This window comes from Caulobacter sp. (assembly GCF_049283275.1).
GTDB lineage: Bacteria > Pseudomonadota > Alphaproteobacteria > Caulobacterales > Caulobacteraceae > Caulobacter.
The window spans coordinates 1-19,093 of record NZ_JBAPVS010000132.1; the positions used below are offsets into that span (position 1 = coordinate 1).

The 19,093-nt window shown below is 68.5% G+C and carries 16 protein-coding genes; 7 read left to right on the plus strand and 9 right to left on the minus strand.

Annotated elements, in window-relative coordinates; all coding sequences use genetic code 11:
• The first annotated feature begins 126 nt into the window (after nucleotides 1-126).
• Genes WAL33_RS06515 through WAL33_RS06530 form a run of 4 tightly spaced genes read left to right on the plus strand, consistent with a single transcriptional unit; the run spans nucleotide 127 to nucleotide 4,315 of the window.
• Nucleotides 127-1,815 (plus strand): methyl-accepting chemotaxis protein, encoded by a 1,689-nt coding sequence (locus WAL33_RS06515; RefSeq protein WP_422179649.1) that lies wholly within the window; start codon nucleotides 127-129, stop codon nucleotides 1,813-1,815.
• Nucleotides 1,815-2,288: a chemotaxis protein CheW gene (locus WAL33_RS06520; protein WP_422179651.1), complete on the plus strand. Its 474-nt coding sequence runs from the start codon at nucleotides 1,815-1,817 to the stop codon at nucleotides 2,286-2,288. Before WAL33_RS06515 ends, WAL33_RS06520 begins: the two co-directional genes overlap by 1 nt.
• 53 nt (nucleotides 2,289-2,341) lie before the next feature.
• The gene (locus tag WAL33_RS06525) at nucleotides 2,342-3,196 is read left to right on the plus strand and encodes a CheR family methyltransferase (protein ID WP_422179653.1); all 855 of its coding nucleotides are present in this window, start codon (nucleotides 2,342-2,344) and stop codon (nucleotides 3,194-3,196) included.
• 3 nt (nucleotides 3,197-3,199) lie between these two features.
• A complete protein-coding gene (locus WAL33_RS06530; RefSeq protein ID WP_422179655.1) occupies nucleotides 3,200-4,315 on the plus strand; it encodes a protein-glutamate methylesterase/protein-glutamine glutaminase in 1,116 nt (371 codons plus the stop codon).
• 34 nt (nucleotides 4,316-4,349) lie between these two features.
• On the opposite strand, the gene WAL33_RS06535 is transcribed toward WAL33_RS06530, so the two are convergent.
• Entirely contained in the window at nucleotides 4,350-6,107 is a 1,758-nt protein-coding gene (locus tag WAL33_RS06535) for a hypothetical protein (RefSeq protein WP_422179657.1), read from the minus strand.
• Between the two features lie 698 nt (nucleotides 6,108-6,805).
• Between WAL33_RS06535 and WAL33_RS06540 the strand changes: the two genes are divergently transcribed.
• The gene (locus WAL33_RS06540) at nucleotides 6,806-7,189 is read left to right on the plus strand and encodes a DUF1244 domain-containing protein (protein ID WP_422179659.1); all 384 of its coding nucleotides are present in this window, start codon (nucleotides 6,806-6,808) and stop codon (nucleotides 7,187-7,189) included.
• A 20-nt stretch (nucleotides 7,190-7,209) separates the two neighbouring features.
• On the opposite strand, the gene WAL33_RS06545 is transcribed toward WAL33_RS06540, so the two are convergent.
• From WAL33_RS06545 to WAL33_RS06560, 4 genes are all read right to left on the minus strand, one after another.
• Nucleotides 7,210-8,229, minus strand: coding sequence for an SMP-30/gluconolactonase/LRE family protein (locus WAL33_RS06545; protein ID WP_422179661.1), 1,020 nt, complete (start codon nucleotides 8,227-8,229; stop codon nucleotides 7,210-7,212).
• Nucleotides 8,226-11,348: a DUF2339 domain-containing protein gene (locus tag WAL33_RS06550; RefSeq protein ID WP_422179663.1), complete on the minus strand. Its 3,123-nt coding sequence runs from the start codon at nucleotides 11,346-11,348 to the stop codon at nucleotides 8,226-8,228. The genes WAL33_RS06545 and WAL33_RS06550 overlap by 4 nt, the downstream gene beginning before the upstream one ends.
• Before the next feature lie 89 nt (nucleotides 11,349-11,437).
• Nucleotides 11,438-12,550 carry a CaiB/BaiF CoA transferase family protein gene (locus WAL33_RS06555; RefSeq protein ID WP_422179665.1) on the minus strand — a complete coding sequence of 371 codons (1,113 nt, stop codon included), beginning with the start codon at nucleotides 12,548-12,550 and terminating at the stop codon, nucleotides 11,438-11,440.
• Nucleotides 12,547-13,710: a CaiB/BaiF CoA transferase family protein gene (locus WAL33_RS06560; RefSeq protein WP_422179667.1), complete on the minus strand. Its 1,164-nt coding sequence runs from the start codon at nucleotides 13,708-13,710 to the stop codon at nucleotides 12,547-12,549. The genes WAL33_RS06555 and WAL33_RS06560 overlap by 4 nt, the downstream gene beginning before the upstream one ends.
• Before the next feature lie 147 nt (nucleotides 13,711-13,857).
• On the opposite strand from WAL33_RS06560, the gene WAL33_RS06565 reads away from it, so the two are divergent.
• Nucleotides 13,858-14,709 carry an aldose 1-epimerase gene (locus WAL33_RS06565; protein ID WP_422179669.1) on the plus strand — a complete coding sequence of 284 codons (852 nt, stop codon included), beginning with the start codon at nucleotides 13,858-13,860 and terminating at the stop codon, nucleotides 14,707-14,709.
• 56 nt (nucleotides 14,710-14,765) lie between these two features.
• Entirely contained in the window at nucleotides 14,766-15,434 is a 669-nt protein-coding gene (locus WAL33_RS06570) for a TylF/MycF/NovP-related O-methyltransferase (protein ID WP_422179670.1), read from the plus strand.
• 3 nt (nucleotides 15,435-15,437) lie between these two features.
• Here WAL33_RS06570 and WAL33_RS06575 read toward each other — a convergent pair whose 3' ends face one another.
• The 4 genes from WAL33_RS06575 to WAL33_RS06590 form a co-directional block, all read right to left on the minus strand.
• The gene (locus WAL33_RS06575; RefSeq protein ID WP_422179672.1) at nucleotides 15,438-16,085 is read right to left on the minus strand and encodes a helix-turn-helix domain-containing protein; all 648 of its coding nucleotides are present in this window, start codon (nucleotides 16,083-16,085) and stop codon (nucleotides 15,438-15,440) included.
• 85 nt (nucleotides 16,086-16,170) lie between these two features.
• Complete coding sequence (gene fixJ, locus WAL33_RS06580; RefSeq protein ID WP_422179674.1) at nucleotides 16,171-16,791, minus strand: response regulator FixJ; 621 nt, start codon at nucleotides 16,789-16,791, stop codon at nucleotides 16,171-16,173.
• A gap of 3 nt (nucleotides 16,792-16,794) precedes the next feature.
• Nucleotides 16,795-18,270, minus strand: coding sequence for a PAS domain S-box protein (locus tag WAL33_RS06585; RefSeq protein WP_422179676.1), 1,476 nt, complete (start codon nucleotides 18,268-18,270; stop codon nucleotides 16,795-16,797).
• A gap of 33 nt (nucleotides 18,271-18,303) precedes the next feature.
• A partial coding sequence (locus WAL33_RS06590) for an ATP-binding cassette domain-containing protein (protein ID WP_422179678.1) occupies nucleotides 18,304-19,093 on the minus strand: 790 nt, incomplete at its 5' end.

The window sequence follows — 19,093 nt, forward strand, 5'->3', positions numbered from 1 at the left end:
CAGCAGGCCCGGGCCCAGGGCTTCGCCCTCGACCTAAACCAGGGCGGTCCGGACCATGCCGACAGCGAATTCACTGAATACTGACGACCTCTGACGATCCCGATCTTCAGCCAAAGGACCAAGACCATGCGCTTCACGATCAAATTGCAGCTCGGCCTGGCCTTTGGCCTGATCATCGCCTTGCTGCTGGCGGCCACCCTGTTTGGGATCAACAGCCTATCCTCGACCAATCGCGAGATGAACGCGATGGTCGACGGCCCCGCCGTGCGTCTCCAGGTCGCCCAGCAGCTCAACATCCACCTGCTCAACGTGGTGCGGTCGGAAAAGAACATGGTCCTGGTCGACACCCCCGAAGAGGTGAAGACGCTTGAGGCCTCGATCAACAAGGAAAAGCAGGCCTTCGAAACCCTGCTGACTAAGGCCGAGGGTTTGGCGACGGCCGAGGGCAAGCCTAGGTGGCAGGCCCTGGGCTCCGCATGGGAGCGCCTGATCACTGTCCATGAGCAGGTCTACGACATGGCCGTCGCCGCCCGCGACGCCGAGGCCACCGCCCTGTCGATGGGTGAAAGCCGCAAGATCGTCACCGAGGCCGGCGCCCAAGTGCAGGAACTGGTCGAGCTGTCGCAAGCCCAGCTGAACGCCGCCACCGAAAAGGCCGACGCCGATTTCGCTTCGGTCCGCAACAGCCTGATCGTCCTGACCGTGGTCTCGCTGCTGATCGCCGCCGGCGCCGCCCTCTACATCTCGTTCGCCGTCAGCAAGGGCCTCAACCGCGCCTCGGACGCCGTGCGCGCCGTGGCCGATGGCGACCTGACCAAGACCGTCGAGATCACCACCAAGGACGAGATCGGCGATCTGCTGGGTCACGTGAACGTCATGATCGAGCGCCTGCGCGGCGTGGTCGGGGACGCCATCTCGGCCTCCGAGAACGTCTCGGCCGGCAGCCAGGAGCTCTCGGCCGCCTCCGAGCAGGTGTCGCAAGGCGCGACCGAGCAGGCCTCGTCGGCCGAAGAGGCCTCGGCTTCGATGGAAGAGATGGCCTCCAACATCAAGCAGAACGCCGACAACGCCGCCCAGACCGAGAAGATCGCCCGCCAGTCGGCCCAGGACGCCGAAGTGTCGGGTGAGGCCGTCAACCGCGCGGTCGAGGCGATGCGCACCATCGCCGAGAAGATCACCATCGTTCAGGAGATCGCCCGCCAGACCGACCTGCTGGCCCTGAACGCGGCCGTCGAGGCCGCCCGGGCCGGCGAGCATGGCCGCGGCTTCGCCGTCGTCGCCTCGGAAGTCCGCAAGCTGGCCGAGCGCTCGCAGACCGCCGCCACCGAAATCGGCGCGGTGTCTTCGGACACCGTCAAGGCCGCTCAATCAGCCGGGGAGATGCTGACCTCGCTGGTGCCCAACATCCGCAGGACCGCCGACCTGGTCGCCGAGATCAGCGCCGCCTGCCGCGAGCAGGACATCGGCGCCTCGCAGATCAACGAAGCCATCCAGCAGTTGGACAAGGTCACCCAGCAGAACGCCTCGGCGTCCGAGCAGATGTCGGCCACCTCCGAGGAGCTGGCCGCCCAGGCCGAGGAGCTGCAGACCTCGATCGCCTATTTCCGCACCGGCGCCAACGGCGCGCCGGCCCGTCGTCCGGTGGCGCGCGCCGCCGCCAAACGCCCCGCCAAGCAGCCCCTCCGCAAGTCCGCGCCCCTCTCGACGCCGCGCCAATCGGTGGCGAGCCAACAGGCGCGCGCCAGCGGCTTCGCCCTTGACCTCACCAACGGCGGCCCCGATGCCGACGACGCCGACTTCCGGGAATACGCCTGATGGCCGCATCCACTGAAAGCCAGTTTGTCACCCTGGGCCTTGGCGACGAGGTGTTCGCGGTCTCGGTCGCCTTCGTGCGCGAGATTCTCGACTATCAGGCTCCGTTCGCCATCCCGGACGGCCCCGGCTATCTGCTGGGCCTGACCGACGTGCGCGGACGCGGCACGCCCACCATCGACCTGCGCCTGAAGCTGGGCCTGGCCCGCGCCGAGCCCACCGCCACGACGCGGATTCTGGTGCTCGACGTGCCGCTGGCCGACAGGATGCTGTCGTTGGGCCTGGTCGCCGATCGCGTGATCGAGGTCGTCTCGTTCTCGCCCGAGCAGATCGAAACCGCGCCGGACATCGGCGTGCCGTGGCGCTCGGACTACATCCAGGGCGTGGTGCGTCGCGACAGCGGCTTTGTCGTGATCTTCGATCTGGAACATCTGCTGACCAGCCAGGACGCCGCCGTCCTTAGCCAAGCGGCCTAGAACAGGCCGTTTCAAGTCCTTGCGGCGCGACCACGCCGCAACCGGAGAAGCCCGTGTCCACAGAAGCCGCCCTCCAGGCGCCCCCGGCCGAACAGCTGAGCTCGCGTAACTTCCAGCGCCTCTCACGGTTCATACAGGATTACAGCGGCATCAAGATGCCGGCCAACAAGCGCACCATGCTGGAAGGCCGTCTGCGCCGCCGCATGCGGGCCACGCGGATCGCCGACGTCAACGCCTATTGCCACTACCTCTTCGAGGAAGACGGCATGGACGCCGAAGTCATCCACCTGATCGACGCGGTGACCACCAACAAGACCGAATTCTTTCGCGAGCCGGCCCATTTCGACTTCCTGATCAACAAGGGCCTGCCGGCCCTGGCGGCCAAGGGCAAGCGCGAGATCAAGATCTGGAGTTCGGCCTGCTCGACCGGAGCCGAGCCCTACACAATCGCCATGGTCATGGACGAGTTTTGCGCCAACCAGCGGGGGATCGACTACTCGATCCTGTGCACGGACATCTGCACCGAGGTGCTGGACCAGGCGATCGCCGGTCGCTTCTCCGAGCAGATGATCGAGCCGGTCTCGATGGCCCGCCGCCAGCGTTACGTCATGCGCGCCAAGGATTCGTCGCTCAACGAGGTGCGGATCAAGCCACATCTGCGCAGCAAGCTGGCCTTCGCCCGGCTGAATCTCATGGACGACGCCTATCCGGTCGAGACAGGCCTGGACATCATCTTCTGCCGCAACATCCTGATCTATTTCGACAAGGCCACCCAGTCTAAGGTCTTGACGCGGCTGTGTGGCCACCTCGCGCCTGGCGGCTACCTCTTGTTAGGCCATTCGGAATCGATCGTCGGCATAGACCTCCCCGTGACCCAGATCGCCAACACCGTTTTCCAGAAGCGATAGGCCATGCCCGCTGGCCGCAAGATCCGTGTTCTGATCATTGATGACTCGGCCACGGTGCGTCAGACGCTGGCGGCGATCTTGGAGTCCGACCCGCAGATCGAGGTGATCGGCGTCGCGTCCGATCCCTTTGTCGCCGCCAAGCGCATCGCCGAGGAAATCCCGGACGTCATCACCCTCGATGTCGAAATGCCGCGCATGGACGGGATCACGTTCCTGCGCAAGCTGATGGCGCAGAAGCCGATCCCGGTGGTGATGTGCTCGTCCTTGACCGAGGCGGGATCCGAGACGCTGTTGCAGGCGCTGGAAGCCGGCGCGGTCGATATCATCCTCAAGCCCAAGGTTGGGGTGGCCGATCATCTTCTGGAGTCGAAAATCCGCATCTGCGACGCGGTGAAGGCGGCCGCCGGCGCCAAGCTGGCCGGGTCCAAGCGGCCCGTCCCGCAGTTCGCTCGCCCCATCCACGAGCCAGAAAAGAAGCTGACCGCCGACGCCATGTTGCCGCCTCCGCCCCTTTTGAAGGCGGGGGCGACGCGCGCCATGGCTCGCACCACCGAGACGGTGATCTGCGTCGGCGCCTCGACGGGCGGCACCGAAGCGCTGCGCGTGCTGCTGGAAGCCCTGCCGCTGGACTCGCCCGGCATGGTCATCGTCCAGCACATGCCCGAAAGGTTCACCGCCTCGTTCGCCAAGCGGCTGGACAGCCTTTGCGCCGTCGAGGTCAAGGAAGCCGAGGACGGCGACACCGTGCGGCGCGGCCGGGTGCTGATCGCGCCGGGCAACAAGCACACCCTGCTTGAGCGCAGCGGCGCGCGCTATTACGTCTCGGTAAAGGACGGCCCGCTGGTCTCGCGCCACCGCCCTTCGGTGGACGTCCTGTTCCGTTCGGCCACGCGCTCAGCCGGTTCGAACGCAGTGGCGGTGATCATGACCGGCATGGGCGACGACGGCGCGCGCGGCATGGCGGAGATGAAGCAGTCAGGCGCCTTCACCCTGGCCCAGGACGAGGCGACCTCCGTGGTGTTCGGCATGCCCAAGGAGGCCATCGCGCTGGGCTGCGTCGACCGGATCGTTCCGCTGCAGAACCTGACGATGGAAATGCTGCGCGCGGCGAACCGTTAGAGAACGGCGCCACGACGCCCCTCCGCCACGATCCTCAGAACAATACGTCGTCCGGATCTTCGACCGGCGCGGCGGCCGCGGCTGGCTCGTCCTCGCCCAGGCTCTCGGCGATGACGCGGTGAACATCGCGCTCCTGGGCCATCGTGTACTGCTTGGCCATCTTGGCCATCAAGGGGCGCAGGGCCGAGGCGATGTCGTCAGTGGCGATCTCGGCGTCGCCGGCTTGGTTCAGCAGTTCACCGGCGGCCTCGTCGAGCACCGAGCCGATCTGCTTGTGGAAGTCGAAGCGTCCGGCGGCGCGGCGCAGCATGTCGACGATGTCCGCGCCTTGACGGGCGACCGCGCTCAGGGCGGCTTCGACGCCATCGCCGGCCTTGCCGATGCGCGCGACAGCGCCGCTAAGCACCGTGGCGGCGGCGGCCGCCTTGCCTTCGTTGGCGTCTTCGGGCGCTTCACGACGACCCAGGGTCTCGGCTGCGGCGAGCAGGCCCTCGAGGGAGCCGAGCGTCTCGGCCGCGGTCTTCTCGAGGTGGATGGCGTGCTGGCGCATCTCGATGGCGATGACGCCCAGCGGCTTGCCGGTTTCGCCGATGCGGCTGCACTTCAGCGAGGTGTTCAGCGCCATCATCTGGACGTCGGCGCGGATATTCTGGATGCCGGCGATGCGGTCGGTCAGGTCGCGAGCGGACACGACGGCCGAGCGGCTGACCTCCTCGGCCGCCTGCTCGCCGGCGGTCATGTTGCCGACCAGGCCCAGCGCCTGGCTGACATTGCCCTCCAGGCCGCGCAGGAAATTGGTCTCCGCGCCGTCGCTCTGGCCATAGACCAGGTCGCGCAACCTCAGGAGTTCGGTCGCGTCGCTGGCCATGCCCATGACATTGGCGCTGATGCGCGAGACGTCGCGATGAAAGTCGTCGGCCGTGGCGGTCAGCTGGGCGCCCAGCAGCCGGTGCACGAAGGCGTGGGCGCGTTCGCGCGGTTCCGCCGACAGCGCGGCGATGTCGCCGTCTTCGCTCAGAAACTTCAGCCCGGCCTGAACGTGCTCGACCCGTTGGCGCGAGATATCGCCGATTTGCAGGGCGGCGAGTCCGCCGCCCACCTTCTTGTGGACGTCGCGGGCCACGGCCGCGACATTGACCGCGACATTGGCGATATTGGCGTGGTGCGCACCGATGGCGCCGGCGCTGACGGTCAGCGCGTCGGGCACGGCCGGTAGCAGGGCCACGCAGCGGCGGGCCAGGTCGTGCTCTTGAGCCATGGCGGCGCGAAGCGTCTGGTCCAGGCTCGTCAGGTCGTTGTTGAACCCATCAAGCTGGGCGCCGCCCATCTCGATGCAGTCACAGATCTCCTGGGCGAAGATCGCGAACTCAGGCCCGGCCGCGGCTATGCCTCCCGAGGTGATCTTGATGTTGATCGCGAAGACCCGGAGGTAGGCCAGGTGTTGGCGCATCTCCGCGATGCGGCTCATAAGGTCGTCACCGAACTTGACCAGTTCAGCCATCCGGCCCCGGCGCCCATCCAGGCTGGCGGGCAAGGACTTCAGAGCCTCGGCGGCCGTGGCCAGTTCCGCCGTCGTGGTCGAGACCGTCTCGGCGTCGAGATTGCCGCGCATGCCGTCCAGAGCGGCGATCAGTGAGCCCACGCCCTGGACCGCCTGCGACAGAACGTCGCCGGCCTCAAGAAAGCGGCCTTCGATCGCCTGGCGGGCCGCTTCCAGCCGGGCGTCCAGCCGTGAGCCTTGGCGAGGCGAAAACGTCTCCGCCGAAATCGCCAGTGGTGATGCCAAAGCCATGAAATCGCCGGGTTAATTGAACTTGCTGGAGTATCGCGCGAATATGCGAAGCTCGGGTAAAGACCACGCCGATTTTGTCACCCAGGCCTTGATCGTGAAGGCGGCCGATCGACTTTCCGCGGCGTCGGACGCTTGGGCGACGGCCGCGAACAGGGTGGCGCTGGTGATCCGCGGCTGGCCCGAACATGTTCGGATCTCGCGTTGGCCGTCAGCATCAGGATCGGCAGGCGTGAGCCGCCGGACGCCGCCTCAAGGTCGCGGATCTCGCGGACGGCGGCGAGGCCAGTGTAGGCAGCCGTCGAACGACTGCTGGCCGGTGGTCTCTCTCAAGTGAACTTCAACGATGTAGCCCCGAGCCATCAAGCTATCATCGACCAACTTTCGTGCACCGCTGGAAGAGATGTCTGCTCAACGCTCGTCAGATCAACAACCTTTTGCAACGACATCCACCGTCAGCGGCCTTCGAAGTGTCCGCCTTGGCCTTGACTACCTCAGGCGTGCTTTAGAGCGCCATGGCGTAGGCGTAGTTCTCAGAAGCGACCGCCTCAGCGCGCCATTTTCTCCCCTGACAAACCAGATCGGACCTCGCCTCGCCGGCAGGACGATATCGGCTGTGTGAGTCGGGCGTTTGTCCGCGCTGTTGCCGATCGGGCCGCGAGCCGCCAAATGGTGGCAGGACAATCCGAGCGAGCCGCGCCATGACCCTGCCGATCGACGACCACCTCGCCGCCGCCGCTTTCCGCAGGCTGGTCGAGCACCTGCGTTTACGGACCGACGTCCAGAACGTCGACCTGATGGGCGTGGCGGGCTTTTGCCGCAACTGTCTGGGCGACTGGCTGAGCGAGGCCTCCGAGGGGGTGTTGAGCCGGGACCAGGCGCGCGAGGCGATCTACGGCATGCCGCAGTCGGAATGGAAGGCGCGGCACCAAGGGCCGGCGACGCCTGAGCAACTGGCGCGAATGGACGCCAGCGTCGCGCTCAACGACCGGCTGCGGGCGGAGCGGGAGGCGCGGCTGGATGAGGCGCTGGAGGACAGCTTTCCAGCCAGCGATCCGCCGGCCATGACCGAGCCGGGCCGCTAGCAGCCGGCCGAGAGGCCGGCTCAGGCCGCCTGTTTCCTGGCCTTCACCTTGACCCGGATCACCCGGTGGTTGGACGACATGTAGAGATGGCCGTCGGCGGCCAGCTCGCAGTTGGAGATCACGTCGTCGGCCCGGATGATCCCGATCCGCTTGCCGGCCGGGGTGAAGATCGAGATCCCGTCCTTGCTGGAGGCCCAGAGGTTGCCGTCCCGGTCGACCTTCAGGCCGTCGCCGCCGTCGATGCCGCTGGCGGCGCGGTCGACGAACTGCCGGCGGGCGGTTGGCGCGCCCTGGGCGTCCAGGTCCCAGGCCACCCAGCCCGACTTGCGGTCGGTGGCGTACAGCGTCCGGCCGTCGGGCGACAGGCCGACGCCGTTGGGCTCGATGGTCTTGTCGATCAGCGTCACCACGTTGTCGGTCCCCAGGCGATAGACGCCCGAATAGTCGGTCTGGCGGTAGGGCGAGCTCCAGTCGCCCTTCAGGCCCCAGGGCGGATCGGTGAAGTAGATCGCGCCGTCGCGGGCCAGGACCAGGTCGTTGGGGCTGTTGAAACGCTTGCCCTCGAAGCCCGCGGCCAGCACCGTCTTCTTCCGGGTCTTCAGGTCGATGCGCGAGACGCAGCGGTTGCCGCTGTCGCCGACCACCAGACCGCCGCGCGCCAGGATCAGGCCGTTCGAGCCGGCCTCGCGCAGGCTGCCGGTTTCGGGGCCCGCATAGCCGGACGGCGTCAGCCAGACCGCGCCGCCCTGTGACGGCGACCAGCGCAGGATCTTGTTGGCCGGCACGTCGGAGACCAGCAGGAAGCCGTCCTTGCCGCCGACCCAGACCGGTCCCTCGCTCCAGGTGAAGCCGTCCAGCACCTGCTCCACCGGCGCATCGACGTCGATCAAGGCGTCCAGGGCCGGGTCGAGACGCTCGATCTTGCCGACCACGGGATAGGACGGCATCGCCGCCTTGGCGCTGATCGGGGCCAAGGCGGGCGAGGCGGCCAGGGCGAGGATCGAGGCGGCCGCGCCGCGACGGGTCATCGAGAAGGTCATGGGGCAGGGCTCCTGTCGTCGAGCGTTTCGCCGGGCCGAGTTTCGGCGGGGGAAGCGTCAGCATTGTCTTTGTGCCCCGCGTTGAGCCGCCGCGCCATCAGGGCTCCGGCGATGAACAGGGCGCCCACCGCCAGGAACGAGGCGGCGCGAACCACGCCATCCAGGGTGGCCATGTCGAACAGCAGCACCTTGGCGGCGGTGGCCAGCAACACGACCAGGCCCGCCCAACGTAGGACGAGGTCCTTGCGGGCCGAGGCGCGGAACAGCACGATCAGGCCGAACACCGTCCAGACCGCCGAGAAGGTCCAGGTCTCCAGCCCGCCGCGATCCAGGCCCTGGCGCATGTCGGCGCCGTGGAAGGCGAAGCGGGTCAGCAGAGTGACGAAGGCGAACAGTACGCCCACCGACACGCCGAGGGCGGCGCGGTCGAAGGCCTCGTGGCCGCGCCGCAGGCTCAGCGCCGCGCCCGCTCCGGCGGCGTAGAGGGTCAGGATCAGCGCTACGTGGGCCGCCGAGACCATCGGCGTGTCGGATGGTCCCCACCAGGGGCTGGCCAGCCAACCGAAGATCAGCACGGCGGTGGCCAGGGCCGTCCAGCCCACCGCTGGGGCCGCGATATGCAGCCAGTCGGCGCGCGAGGCTCGCAGACGATCCAGCCGGAAGGCGCGGGCGGTGAGCAGGGCGATCACCACATAGGCGCTGGCCTCGGCTCGGCCGACGGGGTCAATGTTCATGGTCGCGCCGTGGAAGGCGTGACGAACGGCCGTGATCGCCCACAACAGGGCGAAGACCCCCGCTCCGGCGATCCAGCCCCGGCTCCAGGCGTCGGTCGGGTCGGGCCGGTACCGGGCGGTGGCCGCCAGCAGCAGGGCCGGAGCCAGGAAGGTCAGCAGCAGGTCGTTCAGCAACGGCAGACCGGTCGTCAACTGGCCGTCGCCCCACCAGGGATGCAGGGCCAAGCCGGCGCTCCCCAGACCGTAGGCCGCGCCAAGGGTGACGACGCCGATCAGGCGCCACTGGGCGATCGTGCCGTCCTCGGGACGTCCGCGCCGGGCCAGCAGCAGGCCAGCAGCAAGGATGAGGGCGGTGCGCAGCGAGGCCTCGAGCAAGTCTTCGGCGCCCAGGGGGGGCGGAGCCAGCCGCGCCAGAACCGCATGCAGAATCAGAAACAGGCCGCTCAGAAGGGTCAGCAGGGCGGCGGTCGACAGGGCTTCGGCCTCGGTCTTGTGATCGCGTCGCGCGGCTCCAACGATCCAGGAGGCCGCCGTCAGGCCGGCGACGGCGAGGGCGGTGACCAAGGCCAGCAGCGGCAGAGACAGCTGGCCGCTCGCCGCGTCGAGCACGAAGCTCGGACGCAGCAGGGTCGCCAAGGTGACGATCGAGCTGGCCACGGCGGTGGCGGCTAGGCCGCGCCAGGGCAGGCGGTTGGCGGTCGCCGCCAGGGCCAGGGCGGCCAGGGCCATGGCGGCGGGCTCGATATGATGCGGCGTCAGGCCGTGGACGGTGAGGAACAACAGCTCGGCGGCGGCAGCGATCCACAGGCCCAGGCCGGCATCCTGTTTCGGATCCTCGACCCGACGGGCCAGAAGGCCAGCCCCGGCAGCCAGCAGCGCGGCGGTAAGGCCGCTTGCCAGGGCCGCGACATGGTCGTCGAAGCGGCCAGGAAGGCGGTTCAGGAAGGGCCAGGCCAAGTTGGCCAGCACCATGGCTCCGACGGCGGCGATCGCCAGAAGGATTGTGCGGTCCTGGGGTGGAGCCTTGCGACGCAACGCCGCCCCCAGGCCTGCGCCGGCGATCATGATCGTCAGGCCGAAGACCTCGACGAAGATCGGCCAAACGGCGCTCGGCAGGGTGTCGGCCGAGAACGCCAGGCGCTGTTGAGCAGATAGCAGGCCCAAGATCGCCGAGGCTGTTGGAGCCGCGAAGGCCCAGGCCGGAACGCGGCCGAACATCACCAGAGCCGCGCCGGCCAGGATCAACAGGCCGGCCAGGATCGGCCCGGCGCCGTTGCCCATCGTGTTGTCGCCCAACTGCCAGAGGCCCAGGGAGCCGAGGCTGACTGTGATCAGGGCGATGAACGGCAGCTGTTGGAATAGGTCCGGCCGGGTTTTATCCGACGTCTGATCAGGCCAGAGCGTGGCGAGCGCAGGGCCGGCTAGGGCGACGGCCAGCATGAGGGCCAAGTCGGTCTCGCGATCGCGCACCAGCGCGACCAGACTCCAGAGTCCCAATCCGGCCAGAGTGAAAAGGCCGGCTCGTCCCCAGCGGCGCAGGGCGGCGATCGCCGGACCGGTCAGGCCCAGCATGATCAGATAGCCCTGCAGCGCCAGGGACGACCACGAACCGTCGCGGGTGATCATCGGGGCCAGGAAGGCGCCCAGCAGGGCCAGCAAGGCCAAAGCCTCGCCGTGAATCAAGGCCAGGGCCAATAATCCGCAGGACACCGCCACGATCAGCACCGCCGCCAAGGGCAGGGGGATCAGACCATAGAGCACGTGGGCGGCCCAGACCGCGCCGTAAAGGGTGACCGCGCCGGCGCCGGCCGCTGTGGCGGCGGCCAGGGCGTGGCGACCACCCGGGGCCTTGGTCTGGCGGCGGATCCATTCGCTGGCGCCGACCATCAGCAGGCCCAGAATGACGGCGGCGGCGATGCGGAAGGGGGGAGTGAACACCCCGCGCTGGGCGGCGTAGACTACCAGCAGCAGGCCGCCCAGCGCCAGGCCGCCGCCGCCCAGCCACGCCAGGCCATTCTCGGCCAGCCAGGTCGAGGCCTGGGCCCAGGAGAAGGTCGAGGCCGGCTCGGGCAGCGGGCGCGGGGTCAGGAGCGGCGGGGACGAGGCCCTGACCGTGGTTTGGCCGGCGACGGAGGCGATAGCCGCTGGGGTGGGCGCGGATTGGGGGACGTAAGCGGGCTTGTAGTTCGGGGTGATCGGTTCAAGCGGCTGCCGCGGCGAGGAGACAGGGGCGTCCCGGACTGGTGACGCTTCCTCGACGACGGTGCGCGGAGCAATAACCGGCGGCGCGCTCGCCTGCACTCGAACCTTGGTCTCAAGCTTGTCCAGCCGCCGGTTCAGGTGCAGCACCCAGACCGCCAGCGCGACGATGAATAGCCAGGTCACGGATACGCCCCCACTCGGGGCCCCAGCCCGTCAGCCGGAAGTTGTGCCCAATCCCCCGACTTCAGTCCAGCCGCCTCGTGGTCGATGGACTATGAAGATCGCCATCCCTGGCCGGCGTGCTCGTCCAACGCCGGCGCCTTAGGCTCCACGCGCCCCGGTTCCTCGCGGAACACCAGCGGCGTGCCCACCACGGCGGCGCCTTGGGCGTCTCGGGCGACCATGCCGCGCGCCGCCACGGCGGGATCGTCGAAGGCGGCCTTCAGGCTGCGCACCGGGGCGAAGCAGATGTCGCGGCTCTCGAACCAGGTTTCCCATTCAGCCTGGCTCCGGGTCGCGAAGGTCTCGCGGAAGAAAGCCCGCAGCGGCTCCTGGCCGGGGCCTGGCGGCAGGCGAGCGTAGTCCAGCAGGTCCGGGCGTTCCAGGGCCTCCAGCAGGTTGGCGGCGAACTTCACCTCCGAGCCGCCCAGCACGATCCACCGGCCGTCGGCGCATGCATAGAGGTTGAACATCGCCGCCCCGCCCCACGAGCGCTCGGCCTTGGGAATGTTGGCGCGGCCCTCGGCGAACACCGGGCCGGTGGCGTTGGGCGTCCAGGCCATCAGGCTGTCGAGCATGGCCACGTCGAGATAGTCGCCCCGGCCCGTCTGGGTCCGGCGATAGAGCGCCATCAGAACCCCCGACAGGGCGGTCAGGCTGGACAGGGCGTCGGCGGCCATCAGGCCGGGCATGGCCGGCTTGCCGTCCTGGCCCTCGTTCAACGCCACCAGCCCGGCCAGGGCCTGGACGGCCAGGTCGTGAGCGGGCCGGTCGCGATAGGGACCGGTCTGGCCGAAGGCGCTGATCGAGCAGTAGACGACGCCCGGATTGACCGCCTTCACGGCGTCATAGCCGACGCCCAGCCGCTCGACCACGCCGGGGCGGAAGGCCTCGACCAGCACGTCGGCCTCGGCCGCCAGCGCCCAGAACGCGGCCTGGCCTTGCGCCGACTTCAGGTCCAGCTGCACCGAGCGCTTGCCGCGATGGGTGTTGCGGAACCAGACGGTCTGGCCGTGAGTCGACAGGCCGATATGGCGACTGGGCTCGCCCTCGCCGGCCGGCTCGACCTTGATCACGTCGGCTCCGTGGTCGGCCATCATCAGGGTCAGCATCGGCCCGGGCAGGAACAGGGACAGGTCCAGGACCTTGACGCCGTCGAGCTTCATGCCCGGCCTCCCAGCAGCGCGTCGTTGTGCTCGCCCATCGCCGGGGCGCGGACGGCCGGCATTCTTTGACCGTCGATCTTGATCGGGCAGGCCAGCATGTCCAGGCCCTGGGGGCGGGCCGGGTGGTCGATGCGGTCACGCATGGCCACCTCGGCCACGAAGGGATTGTCGAGCGCGTCGGCCAGGTCGGCGATCGGCGAGAACGGCACGCGGCCGCCCAGATAGGCCATCCACGCCGCGCCCGTCCGCTGTTCCATGATGGCGTCGAGGATCGGGGTCAGGGCGTCGAGATTGGCGCGGCGGGCGGGCATGTCGACGAAGCGCGGATCGGCCTTCAATTCGGGCCGGCCGACGAGATCGCACCAGACCTCCCAGAACCGTTGGGTCTGGCACATCAGCATGCCCCAGCCGTCCTGGGTCTTCACCCGCTGCGAAGGGCTGATCGAAGGGTGGGCGCCGCGCGGCGGTCGGCCGACCTGGTGGCCTTCGTTCATGGCCCACACCGCCGGATAGGAGGTCTGGTGCAGGGCGACGTCGAACAGCGACACATCGACGTCGCAGCCCTTGCCGCTGGCTCTCGCGCCGAGGACCGCCGAGACGACGCCCAGGGCGAACACCGAGCCGGTCATGAAGTCGACCATCGACAGGCCAAAGCGCACCGGCGGTCCGTCGGGCTCGCCGGTCAGGGTCATGAACCCCGCCTCGGCCTGCATCAGATAGTCGTAGCCCGGCCAGGCCTCCCGGCTGTTGCCTCGTCCGTAGGCGGACAGATGGGCGCAGACGACGGCGGGATTGATCGCCTTGAGATCGTCGTAGGTTATGCGCAGCTTGCCCGGCTGGTCGCCGCGCAGATTGTTGACCACGGCGTCGGCGCCGGCCACCAGGCGCTCGAAATCGGCTCGGCCCTCGGGGGTCTTGATCTCAAGCGCCACCGATTGCTTGCCGCGCGAGAAGGTCTGGAAGAACTGGCTGTCGCCGCCCCCTGGGGAGGATGGGCCCAGATGGAAAGGCCCCAGGCTCCGGCTGATGTCGCCGCCCAGGGACGGAGCCTCGATCTTGATCACCTGCGCGCCCAGCTCGCTCAGCAGCTGGGTGCCGTAGGGACCGGCGGCGTACTGCTCGACCGCCACGATACGCACGCCGTCCAGGGGTCTGTTCATCCGCTCCGCCTTTGCTGGCGGCGATGATGCGACGGGCGTGCGGTCGCGCCTAGAGCGACGTTGGGGAAGGGCGCTTGTTTCCCATACTTGTTTGATGGGGGCGATGTGCGTAGCTAGGTTGACTAGGCGCTATTCCATAGAGGCCCCATGAGCGTTCTCGTTCTGCACAACGGCCCTGCTCGCGTCGAGCTGTTGCCCGCCGTGGGCGGTTCGGTCGGTCGATTCACCTGGCACGGCCAGGACGTGCTTCGGCCCGCGCCCGCCGGGACGACCGAGGTGCTCGACACCGGCAACTTCGCCCTCGTTCCGTTCTGCAACCGTATCCGCAATGGACGCCTAAAGTTCGGCGGGCATGTGGTGGCCCTGTCGCCGAACCTCGGCGACCATCCGCACGCCCTGCACGGTCAGGCCTGGCGCCGGGCCTGGAGCGTGGTCTCGGCCAGCGAGACTCACGCGGTGCTGGCCTTCGATCACGCGCCCGGCGAATGGCCCTGGGCCTATCGCGCCGAGCAGCACTTCATCCTGGACCACAGGAGCCTGCGTCAAGCGCTGTCGGTGACCAACACCGGGACCGAGCCGATGCCCGTGGGGCTGGGTTTCCATCCCTATTTCCCTGTCCGCGAGAACGAGCGCCTGAAGGCGGACGTGAGCGGCGTGTGGATGATCGACGGCGACTGCCTGCCCACAACCCATGTGGAGGGCCCCTGGCGGTCGGACTGGGCGGCCGGCGCGTCAACGGCGAGCAGCCAATTGATCGACAATTGCTACACGGGCTGGAGCGGCGTCGCGACCCTGGCGGCGCCGGCCGGCCCCCGCAAGGTGCTGACCGCTTCGCCCGAGTGTCGTTGGCTGCATGTCTATTTGCCGCCGGGGGGCGACTTCGTCTGTGTCGAGCCGGTGAGCAATCGGCCCGATCCGTTCAACGGCGAGGACAGCGGGATCAAGGTCGTGGCGCCGGGCGAGACCGCGGCGGTGTGGATGGAGATCGCGGTCAGTTGACGCGACCGGGCAGGCGCCCGCATTAGAGGAGGTGTTCAGCGCCTAGGATTGGGTCGATGCAGTTTGGGTACGAGCCGGTTCATCCTCACGCGACCTATGCGCCCTGGCTGGACGATCCCGACTTCCAGGCTGTCTATCGCGCCGTCCAGCCCAACACGCTGGTGGACCACCTGCGGGCCTTTGAGCTGTGGCGGCTGGTCGATCAGGCGCTGAAGGTCCCGGGCGACATCCTGGAGGTCGGCGTCTGGCGCGGCGGAACGGGCTGCTTGATGGCCAAGCGCGTCCAGGCGTTGGGGTCGAGCGCCAGGGTCTATCTTTGCGACACCTTCGCCGGCGTGGTGAAGGCCGGTCCGGCCGATCGGTATTACAAGGGCGGCGAACACGCCGACACCTCCGCCCAGGTCGTTCTCGACCTGGCCGCCCGGCTGGAGCTTTCGAACGTCAGTCTGCTGACGGGCATCTTTCCTGACGACACCGCCGACCAAGTCGCCGACCGGCGGTTCTCGCTCTGCCACATCGACGTCGACGTCTACGACTCCGCGCTGCACATCCTGGACTGGGTCTGGCCGCGCATGCCGGTGGGCGGCGTGGTGGTGTTCGACGACTACGGCTTCTCGTCCTGCACGGGCGTCACCAAGCTGGTGAACGACCGCATGGACCGGCCCGGCGCCCTGACCCTTCACAATCTCAACGGCCACGCCGTGATCGTGAAGACGGCCGAGTAGGCCTCAGTCCACCATCGCTTCCAGGGCGCGCCGGTCGCGCAACAGCACCTTGCGGGTGGTCGGCAGGGCGATCAGGCTGTCGTGCTGGAACTGGGTGAAGGTGCGCGACACCGTCTCGATGGTCAGGCCTAGATAGTCGGCCATGTCCTGGCGGGTCATGGGCACGTCGAGCAGGGCTTCCGCGCCGGTGCGTTCGGCCAGATCCAGCAGCAGGGCGGCGACACGCTCGCAGGCGGTGCGGCCGCCCAGCATCAGGACGTGATCTTGGGCGCGGCGCAGGCTGTCGGTGGTCAGCTCCAACAGCCGCCGCGCCACGTCGCCGCGCTCACAGGCCAGGGCCTCCAGAGCCGAGCGCGGCATGACCCGCACGATGGTGGGGCTCAGGGTCTCGGCGGCCACGCGGTAGGTCTCGCCGCTTTCCAGGCCGAAGACGTCGCCGGCGAAGTGGAAGGCCTCGATCTGCCGGCGGCCGTCGCGCAGGATCCGGCACGTGCGCAAGGATCCGGAGATCAGTTGGTAGATGCGATCGGCCGGCTCGCCTTCGTCGAAGATCGTCTCGTCGCGGCGGTAGGTGTGGTGCACGCCGTCGAGCACGAGCGCCGCGGGCTGGCGGGTGAAGGTGGTCGTCGGGGTTTGGATCGCGGACAGCATGAGGATTTCCGTTCTCTCTGTTGCGTCCTTTCTCCATCGTCGAAGCCAAGCGGTACAGTCGGGGCCTACGCCTAAGGAGGACTACCTAGGCGCGCCGAGTCGACAGGGTCATCCGCACCAGGGCCGCCAGGTTGTCGGCGTGCATCTTGGCCATCAGCTTGGCGCGATAGATCTCGACCGTGCGCGGGCTGATGCCCAATTCGCGGGCGATGACCTTGTTGGGCTGGCCTTCCACGACGCCGTCCAGCACCTGGCGCTCGCGTTCCGACAGGGTCTCCAGCCGCTGACGGACCAGGACGGCCTCGTCCGAGCCCTGGTCTTGGAGGGCGGCGGCGGGCGGAGCAGCTTCCAGGGCGCGGCTCAGGGCGTCGAGCATGCGGCTCTCGCCGAAGGGCTTTTCGATGAAGTCGGCGACCCCGGCCCGCATCGCCTCGACCGCCAGCGGAATGTCGCCATGGCCGGTGATCATGATGATCGGCACGCGCGAGCCGCGGGCGTTGAGTTCACGCACCAGCTCCAGGCCGGTCATGTCGGGCATGCGCATGTCGGTGATGACGCAGCCGGCCCCGTCCAGCGGCAGGGCCTCCAGCAGGGCCAGGGGCGAGGCGTGGCTGACCACCTCGAAGTCGGCGGCCTCCAGCAGGAAGGCCAGGGATTCGCGGGCGCTCTCGTCGTCATCGACCACGTGGACCACGGCTTCACTCATCGATCATGACCCCAGATCTTCGCTTAGGATTTTGTCGTCGCGACGTGGCGGCAGGATGAAGTGGAACACTGTCCCGCCCGTTGGGTTCGCGTCGGCCCAGATGCGCCCGCCGTGCGCCTCGATGATCGAGCGCGAGATCGACAGACCCACCCCCATGCCTTCGGCCTTGGTGGTCATGAACGGCTGGAACAGTCGCTCGCGGAAGTCTTCGCTGATGCCCGAGCCGGTGTCGGTGACGCTGACTTGGACAGAACCGCCGTCGAGCCGCTGGCTCGAGATGGTCAGTTCGCGGCGCGACGAATCGGCCATGGCGTCCACGGCGTTGCGGATCAGGTTCACTAGCACCTGCTGAATCTGCACCCGGTCGGCATAGACCGCATCGGCGGCGGGGTCGAGCTTCAGGCGGCTGGCGACCAGGTGTTCGCGCGCGCCGATCAAGGCCAGGGCGGCGGCGTCCTCGACCACTTTGGACAGGCTCTCGGACGCGCGTTCGCTGGCCCCGCGCCGCACGAACTCGCGCATGCGATGGATGACGTCGCCGGCCCGCAAAGCCTGGGCGGAGGCCTTTTCGACGGCGTCGCGGACCTTGGCCTGGTCTTCCAGGCGCCCCCGGTCGAGCAGGCGGCGCGAGCCGGTCAGCAGGTTGGCGATCGCCGACAGGGGCTGGTTCAGCTCGTGGGCCAGGGTCGAGGCCATCTCGCCCATGGCGGTCAGGCGTGAGACGTGAACCAGTTCGGCCTGCAGGTCGCGCAGCCGCGCCTCGGTGTGCTGGCGCTCGGTCAGGTCACGGATGAAGCCGGTATAGAACGGCTGCTGGCCCCGGGTCTCGCCGACGGCCAGCTCCATGGGGAAGGTCGAGCCGTCCTTGCGCTTGCCGACCACCACGCGGCCCGTACCGATGATCCGCTTCTCGCGGGTGCGCGCGTAGCTGGCCAGGAAGTTGTCATGGCTGCCCCGATCGGGCTCGGGCATCAGCAGGCTGACGTTCTGGCCGATCGCCTCGGACGAACTCCAGCCGAACAGCCGCTCGGCGGCGGGGCTGAACGAGGTCATGACGCCGGCCGGATCGATGACGATCACCGCGTCGGGCGCGGAGTCGAGGATCGACTGCAGGTGCTGGGTCATGGCGGCCGCCCGCGACCGCGCCGAGTGGAACCAGCCGCCCCCGACCGACATGCCGAAACCGATCATCACGAACACCAGGCTGGACAGGGCCGTGGCCTGGTCGGGGGTTCCGCGCACCTTCAGCAGCCAGACCGCCCCGGCCGCCAGGACGGTGGCGAACAGTCCCGGCGCCAGACCGCCGACCGCCGCGCTGATCAGCACCGCCGGCACGAACAGCAGGAAGGCCGAGGGGGCGGTGAACCCTGGGGGAAGGGCCAGCTGAATCAAGCAGCAGGCCAGAACCGTGGCCATGGTCGTCAGATAGGCCCGGGGGCGCAGGTCGCTGTGCAGCGTCCCGGCCGAAACCGTAGTCATCACGTGATAGCGGTCTCCGCTTCGCAAGGTCGGTTACCCTATAGCGGTTGGCGCGGCGATTGGCAGTCTTAGATCGCACAAGGCGCGCGGGGCGGGACGATGGCTGACCAGGATCAAGCCCTGGCCGGTGCGCTTGAGGCGCGCGTCCAGGCGCTCGACGACCAGAGCTTCGGTCGCGGCGTCCAGGCCCTCGGTGGGCTCGTCCAGCAACAGCCAGGGGGCGTCGCGCAGCAGGGCGCGGGCCAGGGAAAGGCGCCGCCGCTCGCCGCCCGACAGCCGCTCGCCGTTCTCGCCGATCCAGGTGTCCAACCCTTGCGGCAAGGCGCGCACGCGGGCTTCGAGCGCGGCGTCGGCCAGGGCCTCCCACAGGACCTCGTCGGGATGGGCGCCGGCCAGGGCGAGATTGGCGCGGACCGTGCCGGCGATCATCGCCGCGTCCTGCGGGGCGTGGGCGAAGGCTGAGCGGAGGGTGCGGGGGGACAGGGTTTCAATATTCTGCTCTCCACACCTCAACCGCTCATCCCGGCGAATGCCGGGACCCAGATCCCTTAGCGGTGTGGCTGATTGGAGGAACTCGGTGCTCTTTGGCGTCAGCCTCAAAGCCATTCCATCTGGGTCCCGGCAATCGCCGGGATGAGCGGATTTTAAAGAGCGCAGACCCAGAAACCGCTCCAGCACCGTGGTCTTGCCGCAACCCGAAGGTCCGGTCAGGACCAGCCGGGCGCCCGGCTCCAGAACAAGGTCGCCGAACCCGAGGCTCGGCCGCTCCAGCACGACGCCGGCGCCCGTCACACCGGGCCCATGCTCCAGCACCACGTCCAGC